Origin of the sequence: Citrobacter sp. Igbk 16 (assembly GCF_028069755.1) — a bacterium.
Taxonomy (GTDB): Bacteria; Pseudomonadota; Gammaproteobacteria; order Enterobacterales; family Enterobacteriaceae; genus Citrobacter.
The window spans coordinates 93,977-106,567 of sequence record NZ_JANEWJ010000004.1 but is presented as its reverse complement, the minus strand read 5'-3'; the positions used below and the strand labels follow the sequence as shown (position 1 = coordinate 106,567).

Here is a 12,591-nt window from a genome sequence, read left to right as displayed (position 1 = left end):
CAGGTGGGATAATAAATGGATTATGATGGGTTAATGATCAAATACAAGTACAGGGCTACACCTGTACTGACTGAAGATGAACTGGCTAATCAATTACATCAGAATGAAAAATTAGACCTGGGTGGCAGGAAGGTCATGGATGATGCGGCGGTGATTCATCTTAGCTCGGGTTATATGGAGGTGGTGGATAAGTGGTATGCGATAAAAGGTTTTTTAACTGTTCCCTCCCTGGCTCTGTTTCTTCTTTTTACCTGGGGTGTATATGATTTTATATCAACAATGATACATGAGTACTTATCCGGGCATCAGAGAGATTTTTTCTTCTGGGGATTTGGCATTGGCGCAGTAATTATTTCGTTTCTTCTGGCATGGTTCTGTTCATTTATGATGAGGGTTGAATGTTTTCGCTGGACGCATTATCCGGTCAGGTTTGACCGGAAAAACAGGCTGGTGCATGTATTCAGCGTAGATAGAGAGGTTTACAGCGCCCCCTGGGACGACATCTTTTTCACCACCGGCGATTGTGTAACCTATAAAGTAATGAAGCGGAAGAATTATGATATTCGCGGACACGTGCTGGCTGAAGATCGCAAAACGGTGCTGAAAACGTTCACGCTGTCGGTTTCCGCGCCGCGGCGTGAAGACCTGTACCGCAACTGGGAATTTGTGCGCCGTTATATGGAAGAAGGGCCGGAAGCGGTCGCCAGCGTGCTGAAACTGATGCCGCCGGTGGAAGGGCGTCGGGAAGGAATATTCTTTGGCTACTGGTATCTGATGTTCAGCGCCACCTACGGCGCACCGTTTTTCGTGGTGCCCTTTCTGATGGCGCTGTACCTGACGGCCTGGCCGTTCCGGGTCTTTGCGATGTACACCTGCCGGCTCCCGCGCTGGAGTGAGGAGGTGCAGGCCAGATGTGTGATTGCGCCGGACGATCCCTGGGATATCAGCGCCGTGCACAACCCCCGCTCGCTCTGGCGCTGGATGCTGGGAATGGACAAGTCGCACAGCATGGTGGATAAAAAACGCGCCATGATGGAGGTGAAGAAATGAAAGGCATCGTTCGTATTGGCGATAAAACAACGCACGGTGGGCAGGTTCTGTCCGGTTCCGGGACTATGAAATTTCAGGGGGTGGGTGTGGCGCGTTTAGGTGACTCGGTCAGTTGTCCCATAGAAGGGCATAGTCCATCATATATTGCGGAAGGCCACCCTACGATGAAAGATAATGGTGTACCCGTTGCGTTTCATAATTATAAATGTACTTGTGGTTGCACATTAATTTCCTCACTAAGCTGTGCTACAACGAGTAAATAATGCCTGTCGATCTTTCTGTGATTCCTCCCGCAACTAAGCGGAGATTACCTCCATCCGTAAAACGATGGTCGGTTATTTTGCTCGTTTTTATTGTTTGTGGTGGGCTTTTTACCTCATTGATGTGGCCTTCACATAGCACAGTGCGAGGCGTATTATTCTGGAATTGTTTTATTAGCTTACCATTTATAATATGGTTGTTTATATTTGGTATTCGCTGGTTAAGCTATTTGACATCCGTATGGCTCACTGATGGCTGGAATCATGAACGTGAAAAAGATATTGAGAATGAAATTCAGCGCGGGCAGCGTTATCTGACATTGGAAGCTGTATGTACGCATTTGCCGCATGTTGTAACGTCTGGTGTCATGACGGATCAGTTTATAATACCCAGGGGAGTTGAGTTACCCACAGTGGTGGATGAAGTCACGCAAATAGTGAGCTATCAATCCAGATTTGGCGATGCCAGGTTGCCTCTATTAATCAGAATAGTCAGGGAGCTAACGTTACTTCTTGAGGACGTAACGTTACAGACAGCGTTAATGAAATGTAAGGCTTCAAAGCGGTTGACTGTGGTTTTACAGATCGATAGTGATATTACATTGGCGCCAGTTACTATTTCAGATATTAAGAAGGAAGTTAAATTACTTGTGCCTGGGTATGCACAAATTTTGTTTTCATCTCAATTTGGGTTGGCCGATATTGATAATTGGCTGGACAATCCTCGAACCATGGATTATCTATTGGTTTTATCAATAAATTTAAGAACAAAATTACATAATGGGGAAGGGGAAGCCGCAGTAGCATTACTTTTACACTCTACACAAGACGATTCACAACTGAAAAATTATATAGCTCATATTCACAGGCCGGAAAAAACAACTTATGCAGGACTAAATGCATCAGTGATGCAGTCATTGTTATGGGGAAAGAGCAATCTCGAAACTATCGAGTATCTATGGTTGTCAGGGATGGGGGCGAAAAATGAAGAGAAAACGCAGGTTGCTAATAATATCGGTTTACCATTGAACGATACAAAGGCGAAATTGATCGATATTGATATGAAGAGCGGTTTTACGGGGAGTGTATCTCCGTGGCTTGCTATTGCTCTGGCTTCTGGAAATCATAGATATCCCTCACCGCAACTGATTGCCAGTATGTCTGAGCACGATGATTTATTGTGGTCGTTGGTCGTTAGGCCTCAAATACAGCTGTAGCTACGAAATTATTTCCTCATGCCATTTAAGTTGTAAGTCATTGCTGATATTTCTCTATCCAGTTATTTTATGTCGGGAGAAAAGGTGAAACGTATTTTACAGGGAATAAAAAACACAACATTTCAGTTGTGGTTTATCTTGTTTATTCTTTTATGCTTGGGGATTGCAGCATGTCTGATACTCAGGAGTGAACCTACTATACTGGGGATTCCTTCAGACTCTATCTGGTTGGAAAGGCTATTTATATTGGCTCTGGCACTGACTGGTGGATTGCTACTTTTTATTATAGTTTTTTTTATTACGACATATTTGTTTGGTAAAAAATCTTACCGCCAGGCTAAATTTCTCATATCTGGGAATAGAACCAATTCAATACAGAATCAGGCTGAGGCAGAATCCTCTACTGTTGCCAGCATTCGGTATTTGAAAGCCCATCTCCGCCGTCGCTATAACCGCTTCTGGCGCAGTAAAGTCCGCCTCCTACTGGTTTGTGGTGAACCTGCGCAAATCGCCGCCATCGCTGCCGGTCTTGCGGAGAAACAGTGGCTGGAGGGCAGCAGTACCGTGCTGATTTACGGCGGAAATTTGTCATCTGTGGTGGATACCGAACGCCTGACCGCCCTGCGTAAACTGCGCCGCAGTCGTCCTCTGGACGGCATCGTGCTGGCGCTGGGCGAGACGCAGGTAACCTCCGGTATGCTGGATAATCACCTGCGTACTCTGGAGCAGGTCGGGGAGGTGCTGCACTGGCAGCCTCCTGTGTACCTGTGGCAGGTGCATGACAGTGACTGGTCGCAGGATACGCGTATTACGCAGACCGTGGGGGCGCTGTTCCCGGCGCGGGCCACGCCGGATGCAGTGGAGCGACAACTCCGCGCTATTCTGCCGTCCCTGCGTGAGCAGGGCATGCAGCAGATGTACGCTGACCCGGCCCATGATTATCTGCTGCGTTTCGGGCGCTCTCTTGAGGAGAAAGGCATTGCCCGCTGGCGCACGCTGCTGACGCCGTGGCTGACGGAGCACCTGAAGCGTGTTCCGCTGCGCGGCCTGATGTTCAGCCCGCCGCTGACAGCAGAACCGGTGACGGATGAAAATCTTCATCCCCATCGCTGGCCCGCCCCGGCGGTGTGGCAGGGCGTGACGGCAGACTGTATTCGTGCGCGCGGTGTGCGGGTGGGGATGCCGTGGCAGCGCACTCTCGGCGTCATCCTGCTGGCGCTGATTGCCCTGTGGGGCACCGGCAGTCTGCTCTCCTTTATGGTCAACCGCCAGCATATTGTGAGCGCCACGGAGCGGGCGCGGCAACTGGTGCAGCACCCGGCTGTTAATGATGAACAACTGATGGCGTTACAGTTACTGCGTAACGATATCGGACGTTTACAGATTCAGAGTGAACACGGTGCGCCCTGGTACCAGAGTTTCGGTCTCGACCACAATGTGCAGCTTGCTGCCGCACTGATGCCCTGGTACACACAGGCGAACAACCGCCTGATACGTGATGCGACAGTGCAGGTGCTGACGCAAAAGCTTAGCGTGCTGGCAAATCTGCCGCCGCGCAGCCCGCAACGGACGACGCTGGCAAAAGCGGGTTACGACCAGTTGAAGGCGTACCTGATGATGGTGCGGCCGGACAAAGCCGACCCGGTGTTTTACGCTCAGGTGATGAAAACAACCGAACCCTCCCGTCCGGGGATGTCCACGGCACTGTGGCAGAGTATTGCGCCGGATTTATGGGGTTTTTACATGCAGAATCTGCCGTCGCAGCCAGCCTGGAAAATCACGCCCGATACCGCGCTGGTAAACCAGGTACGTCAGGTGTTACTCGAACAAATCGGCCAGCGTAATGCCGAAAGTACCCTGTACGAGAACATGCTGACGTCTGTCCGGCGCAACTATGCTGACATGACCCTTGAGGATATGACCCCGCAGACCGACGCCAGCCGTCTGTTCAGCACGCAGGAGTCGGTACCGGGCATGTTCACCCGCCAGGCGTGGGAGGGCGGTATCCAGGACGCGATTGATAAAGCCGTGGCCTCACGGCGCGATGAAATCGACTGGGTGCTGAGCGACAACCGTAAAACCCTCTCCGGCGATGTGTCCCCGGAAGCGCTTAAACAGCGGCTGACGGACCGCTACTTTACTGATTTCGCCGGGGCGTGGCTGGGCTTTCTCAACAGTATCCGGCTGAATCCGGCGCACAATATCGCCGATGTCACCGACCAGTTGACCCTGGCTGGCGATGTCCGCCAGTCGCCGCTGATTGCCCTGATGAACACCCTTGCGTACCAGGGGCAGACCGGACAGCAGAAAGAAGCGATATCTGATTCGCTGGTGAAATCAGCGAAAAATCTGCTGGGTCAGGACGAGAAGCCGGTGATTGACCAGCAGGCCGCCGGGCCGGTCAGCCCGCTGGACGGTACTTTCGGCCCCCTGCTGGCGCTGATGGGGAAAAACAGCGCGCAGAACGTGATGGCAGCAGACAGTACGCTCAGTCTGCAGACATACCTGACACGGCTGACCCGCGTGCGCCTCAGACTCCAGCAGGTGGCGAGTGCCCCTGACCCGCAGGCGATGATGCAGCAGCTGGCGCAGACGGTCTTCCAGGGTAAAAGCGTGGACCTGACCGACACCCGTGAATACGGCAGCCTGGTGGCGGCAAGCCTCGGCGAAGAGTGGAGCGGTTTCGGGCAGACGATGTTTGTTCAGCCGCTGACCCAGGCATGGGAGACGGTGTTACAGCCGTCGGCGGCCAGCCTCAACGACGCGTGGCAGCGCTCGGTTGTCGCTAACTGGCACTCGGCCTTTGACGGGCGTTACCCGTTTGCAGCCGGAAAGAGTGATGCCTCGCTGCCGATGCTGGCGGCGTTTATTCGTCGTGACAGCGGGCGTATCGACCGTTTCCTGACCAGTCAGTTGGGTGGCGTGCTGCATCGGGAGGGCAGTACCTGGGTGGCGGACAGTACGAACAGCCAGGGACTGGCATTCAGCCCGGCATTTCTGAAAGCGATTAATCATCTGAGCGAACTCTCCGATATTCTGTTTACCGACGGCAGCCAGGGTATCAGTTTTGAGATACAGGGGGTGGCAATGCCGGAGATTGTTGAAACGCAACTGACCATAGACGGCCAGACGCTGCATTATTTCAACCAACTTGCCGACTGGCAGAGCTTCCGCTGGCCGGGGGTGATGAACAAGCCCGGCGCGATGCTGACCTGGACCTCAACAGCGGCAGGCGCGCGATTGTTTGCCAACGACAGTGGCTCGTGGGGCGCTATCCGGCTGCTGGAGACGATGAAGCGACAGAAGGAAAACGACGGCCTGTACCGGCTGACCGTGACCGCGCCGGACAACCGGCAACTCCAGTGGCTGCTGCGTACAGAGCTGGGTGATGGCCCGCTCTCACTGCTGAAGCTGCGTAACTTCAGCCTTCCGGCACAAATATTCAGTGTGAATGCGTCCGCAGCAGACAGCGTTGCCGGGGCGTTCAGCGCAACTGACGGGGATGATGACAATGGCGACATTCCATCCGGCACAGTGGGTTCTGGCTGAATACAGCCGCCAGTGTCCCGATGTGTTCAGAAGTGCGGATACGTTCAGAAAGACGGACCCGGACTCACCGTGGCTGACCCGGCAGGTCGCAGAACAAACGAAAACAGAAGAGTGCCCGCAACTTGGCATCCTGTACGCTGCGCTGGAAAGTCGGTTGCCGAAATCCGGGCGTGATGCAGATGCTGCCATTATTCAGGCTGACCTGAAAGGGCTGCTCTCGCGTCTGACGGGACTGGAGACGCCGGCCTTTAACGACTGCACGCCGTTCGCTGACGAGGTGACGCCGAACTGGATACAGCAGCAGGTACTGGATAATCCTGCGGGCTGGCAGGACAACCACACCACCAACTCCACCACAACATCAGGTGACGACGATATCTTGCAACTGGAGCCGGAAGCGCTTGCGCTTGCCGACAGTGAAGGTCCTGACGCGGCGTTGGCCTGGCTGCAGAGCCGTCCCGGCATCACCACGTCGCGAAGCCGCTGGTTACTGCGATTACTGATGGTGCGTATTGCCGAACAGACTGGCAAAAACGAACTGGCCCTGTATCTGCCGGGCGAACTGGATACGTATTTGGCAACCCTGACCCTGACGCAATGGGAGCCGGGACTGCTGTTTGAGGTGAAGGCGAGACGCCTGAAACTGTTGCGGATGAAGGCCGAACGCAGTGAGGAAATGGAATCACTACTGGCCGGACTTATCACTATCGCCCCCTCAAGAGCAGCCGTACTGTGCAACTGATACTTTTTTTCATGCTCTGATATCTGAGATATTCAATGGACGACTTAACCCTGCGTTATTTTGACGCTGAAATGCGCTACCTGCGCGAAGCCGGCGAGGAATTTGCCCGTGCCCATCCTGACCGGGCGGCAAGTTTAAACCTCGACAAAGCTGGCGCCCGCGACCCGTATGTGGAGCGCCTGTTCGAAGGCTTTGCCTTCCTGATGGGCCGCCTGCGGGAAAAACTTGACGATGACCTGCCGGAACTGACCGGCGGGCTGGTGAGTATGCTCTGGCCGCACTACCTGCGCACCATTCCGTCGCTATCCATCGTCGAGTTTTCCGCCGACTGGCGGGAGATGAAAGAGCCGGTGGCGGTGGCGAAGGGCTTTGAGGTGCGTTCGCGCCCTGTTGGTGAAAAACAGACCCGCTGCCGTTATACCACCACGCAGCCGCTGACCCTGCTGCCATTATCGCTCTCCCGCGCGGGTATCGGTACTGAACCGGACGGGCGTTCTGTTATCACACTGCGTTTTGAGTGTGGGCAACTGGCGGACTGGAGCAACATCGATTTAAGCCGCATCCCGCTGTACCTCAATGCCGATGCGCCGCTGGCCTGCGCGCTGCACGAGGCACTAACCCTGAATGTGGCAAAAACGGGTATTCGCTTCCCCGGTGATACTGACCGCAGGGCGCTGGACGCCCGTTTTACCGTCTGCGGTTTCAGTCGGGAGGAAGCGCTGTTGCCGGAAAGCGGCAGCTTCAGCGGCTATCAGCTGTTGCTGGAGTACTTCACCTTCCGCGAGAAATTTATGTCGGTGGCGCTGCGCGGTCTGGAAAGCGTGAACTTTCCGGAAGAGATGCTCTGGTTTGAAATTGATGTGGTGCTGGATACGCAGTGGCAGCATGAGTTTACCTTCTCGGAGAAACATCTGCGACTGCACTGCGCGCCGGTGATTAATCTGTTTTCACTCGAATCTGACCCGCTGCATCTGGACTCGTTACAGACCGAGTACCTGTTACGCCCGATGCGTGTTCAGGACGGGCATACCGAAATTTATTCTGTCGATTCGGTCACCTCGTCGCGCCATTCCGGTCATCAGGTGTATGTGCCGTTCACCAGCTTCCGCCATAAGGGCGGGATGATGCGCGTTGACGCACCGGAATATTACTACCACACCCGCGTAAAACGCGGCCCGTCCGGGCTGCACGACACCTGGCTGATTCTTGGTGGTGAGGCGTTCGATAACCATACCGTGCCGGACGATGAAAAGCTGTCGCTCAGCCTGACCGGCACCAACGGCCAGCTCCCGCGCCGGGCGCTGCAGAGTACACTGCTGGATACGGTGGTGAAGTCCACGGCCTCACGTATTCAGGTGCGTAATCTCTGCGCGCCGACGCTGCCCTGCTATCCGCCGGACCAGGACCGCTTTCACTGGCGGGTGCTGAGCCACCTTGGCAGCAGCTTTCTGTGGATGATGGATAACGCCGAGGTGCTGCGCGGGGCGCTGTCTTTGTATAACTGGACGGGCAGTGAGATGAACATCCGTCGTCTGGCGGCGATTGTCGATGTGAAACACAGCGAAACAGAACGTTTTGTGCAGGGACACTTTCTGCGCGGCGTGCAGATAGAGGTGACTCTCGATGACAACGGCTTTGCCGGTCACGGCGATATCAGTATGTTTGGCGAAATGCTCAACCGCTTCTTTGCGCTGTATACCGATATCCACCTGTTTAACCGCCTGATTGTCATTATTCAGTCTACCGGAGAGCGTCTCGAATGGCAGGAGAACCACAACCGCCGTATTCCCGGCTGAGCCCACGGCTTGAGCGGGATATCCACCGCATCAATTTTTACCGTTTCTGTCAGCTACTGGAAAAAGACCGCCCGGATGCACCGCCGCTCGGCAGCACGATTAATCTGGCGGATGACCCGGTACGCTTTCGTCCACATCCGGGCATGGGCTTTCCGGTCAGTGAACTGAAGGCGGTGGAGTACAACGAAGAGAACCCGGATGCGCCGCCGACGGTGCGCACCACCTTCAATGGACTGTACGGCGTTGATTCGCCACTGCCGACTGCCTGGCTGGATGATATCGCCCAGCAGCGCGAGGGGCATGAAGCGCAGGAAGGGTTTCTCGATATCTTTAACCACCGCATCCTGACGCAGTTTTACCGCATCTGGCGCAAATATTCGTACCCGGCGACGTTTGAACCTGGCGGCAGGGACAACACCTCGCAGAGTCTGCTGGGACTTATCGGACTGGGCATTCCCGGTACTGAGCGGCATATTACCGCGCCGCTGTCGCGCTTTCTTGCTCTGCTCAGCGTGATGCGCCTGCCCGCCCGTACTGAAGAAGGGATTCAGGCGCTGGTGCGGCTGCTGGCACCCCATACACAGACGACGGTGACGCCGCACTGTCCGCGCACGGTTTACATCGATAAGCCGCTGGGTTTTTACGGCGACGAGGATTTTCTGCTCGACGGCTACCAGGTGCTGGGCGATGAAACCACCGAGGTCAGCAGCCAGTTGCTGATTGGCCTGTATACCGAAGACCACGCTGAGGCGCAGGGCTGGCTGCCGGAAGGGCTGATTTATGCAGACTTTCTGGTGCTGCTGCGAGTGTATCTCGGCTGGCGCTATAAAGCGCGTATTCAGCTTACCGTGCCGACGCCGTTGTTACCGGCCCCGGTACTGGGCGAAACCCCCTTTATCCTCGGTATGACCGGGGTGCTGGGCATGGAGGGCGATGAGGTGCCGCCGGACCTGCCTGCGACATTCACCATTGAGGCCGGGGGCTACTGCGGTATGTCGCCTGCCGTCACACCACAAGGAAACCGACGTGTTGCGTACTCTGTTGATTAAACGACTTCCTTTGCTGCTCCTGCCAGCGCTGCTGACCGGCTGTGGCCTGACGCAGAGCGTCAGCGACGGCACATCATCGGCCATGAAATCCATTTTTTACAAACAGGTGAAGACCCTGCATCTGGACGTTACCGCCCGCCAGGCGCTGAACACCGACGGGCAGGAAAATACCTCACTGTCGGAGCCGCTGATGGTGCGCGTCTACCAGCTTGAGGACCGTAAGAGCTTTGATAAAACGGTCTATCAGCAACTGCTGACGCAGGACGATGATACGCCGGGAACGGAAATCCTTGCCAGCCGAAGTCTGGTTGTTAAACCGGGGGATGATGCCAGTCTGGATATGCCGCTGGATGAAAAGGCGCAGTTTGTCGCGGTGGTAGGGCTGTTCCGTCAGCCGGATATGACGAAGAACGACTGGAAGCTGGTACTCGCCCGCGATGACCTCGACCCGGACAACCCGCGCGTCATCGAAGCCGGGCATAACCGCCTGACCCTGCACCCCCTGAAGGACGACTGAGTATGCCTGGACGCCATAACGCCCCCTCACTGTATGAAACCTTCTTTGGCAACTTTGCCGGTGGTCTCGATTTGCATCAGGTCAGTGAGGAAAACCAGGTCATCCTGTCGGTGCTGGACAATATGCAGCGCATCCTTAACTGCCGCGCAGGTACGCTGGCGCACCTGCCGGACTACGGTCTGCCGGATATGACAAAAATCCTCCAGGGGATGCCGGGAACAGCCCATGAACTGATGGAGAAGCTCTCCACTGTGCTGCTGAAATACGAGCCGCGCCTGCAACGCCTGACGGTGGTATTGCTGGAACAAACGCAGCCGGGCGAACTGCGCTACGCCATTGACGCGGAGCTGAAAGGCGTCGGGCTGGTGCGCTACGGCACGGAGTTTATGCCGGAGGGTAAAATCTTAATCCGGCACATGAAACAGCAGCATTACCTGGACGCCCGCGCGGCAATCTAGCTTCTCTCCCTCTGACCGAATCCACCATCATGACAACATTCTCTGAACGCTACCCAGACTTGCCCGCCTTCCGCCGGACTGGAATATTGATTATGGCAATCAGGTTATTCAGCAGGTGATTATATTATGGCCGGAGCAGGCTGGATCACTGGCTGAACGGTGGCAACGGAGAGTCGGTGCCACCGTGCTTCCTCCGGAAAACCTCACTGGCTGGCATTAGGGGGTGACGCAGCTACAACACCTTGCGAACCAACTGAATGTGCTGGGCGAAAAGCGCGGCAAGTATATGACAGTGAGTGAACTTAAATCGGCGGTCTTTTCCATGATGCAGACGTTCAGCAGCGTGGTTCCGGTGGAGTAGCAGCTACGCCTGATGGCACAACCGGATCAAACGTCGCTGGATCTGCAACGTCTGACCGAAAGGCATCTGGAACAACTCACGGCTCGTTATGCGTAGCTTAAACAGAAAGCTCTGGAGTGATTTCGCCCATCGGGATAAAAGTTAATACCATCAATTCGTACAGGGAAATATTGTGTCAGTCAGAGAGCGTTTTTTTAAGAAGATGCAGCAGAATAACAATCGTGCACCGGACAGTAATACATCGGCTGAGGCTGAAATTCAGGCGTTCTGCCAAAGGATGGATGACCTGGCGCAGCAGATAAATGTGTGGTTTGAGGACTCCGGGATTGAGGTCATCATAGCGAAAAAATATCTCCATGACCTGAGTACCGTCGGACTTAGCCTTAACAGTGGCGTATGTCGCTATGAAATTAATACTATCAGATTACGGAACGGGAACCGCAGCGTCAGTATTATTCCAGAGCAGCTCTGCCGGGCGGGGGACAGAGGTTGTGTCACCATGAACGTTGACGCGCCTGGCACTGCCTCTGGAAGACAGTCGTTTTATTTGTGTATGGCACCAGATAGTGGCTGGTTTATTCGCGGGGCCTATCAGGTGTCACACCATAATATTATGATGACGGAAGATGCCTTTTTTTCGGGCTATCGATAGTATTGCCTGAAAAAATAAAGATCAGTAATACATCAGGATTAACGCAGGCAGGATTCGACCCACACGGATTTTATCGCAAAACGTTTCAATCGATTCCTGTTGCTGGCTGACTGAATTACCCAGCAAAGAGTTCTTTTTCAGCCCACATTTATCTTCAATACGACAGCTGACACGCCAGCCCGTTCAAGCATTTTGATATAAACTGCAAAGTACTCCGGTTTGCCGCCGGTATCCGCGTCGTAGATCAATGGTATGGAACACACGTCATAAATTTCGCGAATACCCTGTAATCTGTTACCGGGCGTGAGTATTTCAATGTCCGGCAGGCCGCGCAGCGTGGAGTCTGTCAACGAACTCGACCAGATTGCATCATAGGAAACATCGCCCGGATGTTAATTTCAGTCCGACCCAGTCTGAGAATTCTTTCCTGCGGGGATCAAGGAAACGATCCTGAAGATGCCAGTCATCGGAGCCTAATGCAATGCGGGATTCTTTACTGTTAAAGTGGTATTTGAGATACCAGAGACGTGAACTACCCGGATTGATAAGTAAGTACAATCCATGAGCATCAGTAAGCTTAAAGGGGGATGTGGACGGTTTTGTGTTGCGTATTTTGCTGTCAGTAAGGGGCATGTGGTGGTCACTCCATTATCGAACTGAAATGACCCCAAATTAGACCACCAATTTGTCCCGATGCGGAGAGATAAATCAATACGAAATGAGACAGTTTTCTACGCTAACTCTCTGAACCAAAACGTTATTGAGACATGCTGAGGCGCATAGAAACAAGAATTTGGCTCCTCTGACTGGGATCGCCTTTGCCAGTAACGGGCTAATAAGTAAGCTAAACCTGAATTCCCTGTTTGTCAAGACCACCAGAATGACCACCTTTTTACTACTGACTTTTCCTTCCGTCATGCAAGCCAAGTACAACGAACCA

The 12,591-nt window shown here is 54.0% G+C and carries 11 protein-coding genes and 3 pseudogenes; 11 read left to right on the top strand and 3 right to left on the bottom strand.

Annotation, left to right across the window (positions count from 1 at the left end):
- Nucleotides 1-15: 15 nt before the first annotated feature.
- From NNO03_RS04610 to NNO03_RS04560, 11 genes and pseudogenes are all read left to right on the top strand, one after another.
- On the top strand, nucleotides 16-1,050 hold the full coding sequence (locus NNO03_RS04610; RefSeq protein ID WP_271448940.1) for a DUF6708 domain-containing protein: 1,035 nt from the start codon (nucleotides 16-18) through the stop codon (nucleotides 1,048-1,050).
- The gene (locus tag NNO03_RS04605) at nucleotides 1,047-1,313 is read left to right on the top strand and encodes a PAAR domain-containing protein (RefSeq protein ID WP_271448939.1); all 267 of its coding nucleotides are present in this window, start codon (nucleotides 1,047-1,049) and stop codon (nucleotides 1,311-1,313) included. Before NNO03_RS04610 ends, NNO03_RS04605 begins: the two co-directional genes overlap by 4 nt.
- Nucleotides 1,313-2,527: a hypothetical protein gene (locus tag NNO03_RS04600; protein WP_271448938.1), complete on the top strand. Its 1,215-nt coding sequence runs from the start codon at nucleotides 1,313-1,315 to the stop codon at nucleotides 2,525-2,527. Before NNO03_RS04605 ends, NNO03_RS04600 begins: the two co-directional genes overlap by 1 nt.
- Nucleotides 2,528-2,875: 348 nt before the next feature.
- Entirely contained in the window at nucleotides 2,876-6,076 is a 3,201-nt protein-coding gene (locus tag NNO03_RS04595; protein WP_271448996.1) for an ImcF-related family protein, read from the top strand.
- 154 nt (nucleotides 6,077-6,230) lie between these two features.
- Nucleotides 6,231-6,818: pseudogene (locus NNO03_RS04590) on the top strand (type VI secretion system domain-containing protein); the annotation flags it as partial.
- A 35-nt stretch (nucleotides 6,819-6,853) separates the two neighbouring features.
- Nucleotides 6,854-8,614 carry a type VI secretion system baseplate subunit TssF gene (gene tssF / locus NNO03_RS04585; RefSeq protein WP_271448937.1) on the top strand — a complete coding sequence of 587 codons (1,761 nt, stop codon included), beginning with the start codon at nucleotides 6,854-6,856 and terminating at the stop codon, nucleotides 8,612-8,614.
- Entirely contained in the window at nucleotides 8,578-9,663 is a 1,086-nt protein-coding gene (tssG, locus tag NNO03_RS04580; protein WP_271448936.1) for a type VI secretion system baseplate subunit TssG, read from the top strand. The genes tssF and tssG overlap by 37 nt, the downstream gene beginning before the upstream one ends.
- Nucleotides 9,641-10,180 (top strand): type VI secretion system lipoprotein TssJ, encoded by a 540-nt coding sequence (gene tssJ / locus NNO03_RS04575; RefSeq protein WP_271448935.1) that lies wholly within the window; start codon nucleotides 9,641-9,643, stop codon nucleotides 10,178-10,180. Before tssG ends, tssJ begins: the two co-directional genes overlap by 23 nt.
- 2 nt (nucleotides 10,181-10,182) lie before the next feature.
- Nucleotides 10,183-10,638, top strand: coding sequence for a type VI secretion system baseplate subunit TssE (gene tssE / locus NNO03_RS04570; protein WP_271448934.1), 456 nt, complete (start codon nucleotides 10,183-10,185; stop codon nucleotides 10,636-10,638).
- A gap of 61 nt (nucleotides 10,639-10,699) precedes the next feature.
- Nucleotides 10,700-10,999 (top strand): annotated as a pseudogene (locus tag NNO03_RS04565) (VasL domain-containing protein); the annotation flags it as partial.
- Between the two features lie 172 nt (nucleotides 11,000-11,171).
- The gene (locus NNO03_RS04560) at nucleotides 11,172-11,651 is read left to right on the top strand and encodes a hypothetical protein (protein WP_271448933.1); all 480 of its coding nucleotides are present in this window, start codon (nucleotides 11,172-11,174) and stop codon (nucleotides 11,649-11,651) included.
- Between the two features lie 137 nt (nucleotides 11,652-11,788).
- Here NNO03_RS04560 and NNO03_RS22780 read toward each other — a convergent pair whose 3' ends face one another.
- From NNO03_RS22780 to NNO03_RS22725, 3 genes and pseudogenes are all read right to left on the bottom strand, one after another.
- Nucleotides 11,789-12,001 (bottom strand): isocitrate lyase/phosphoenolpyruvate mutase family protein, encoded by a 213-nt coding sequence (locus NNO03_RS22780; protein WP_369124576.1) that lies wholly within the window; start codon nucleotides 11,999-12,001, stop codon nucleotides 11,789-11,791.
- A 118-nt stretch (nucleotides 12,002-12,119) separates the two neighbouring features.
- Nucleotides 12,120-12,284 (bottom strand): annotated as a pseudogene (locus tag NNO03_RS04555) (Arm DNA-binding domain-containing protein); the annotation flags it as partial.
- 75 nt (nucleotides 12,285-12,359) lie between these two features.
- Nucleotides 12,360-12,569 carry a hypothetical protein gene (locus NNO03_RS22725; RefSeq protein ID WP_333908916.1) on the bottom strand — a complete coding sequence of 70 codons (210 nt, stop codon included), beginning with the start codon at nucleotides 12,567-12,569 and terminating at the stop codon, nucleotides 12,360-12,362.
- Nucleotides 12,570-12,591: the final 22 nt, after the last annotated feature.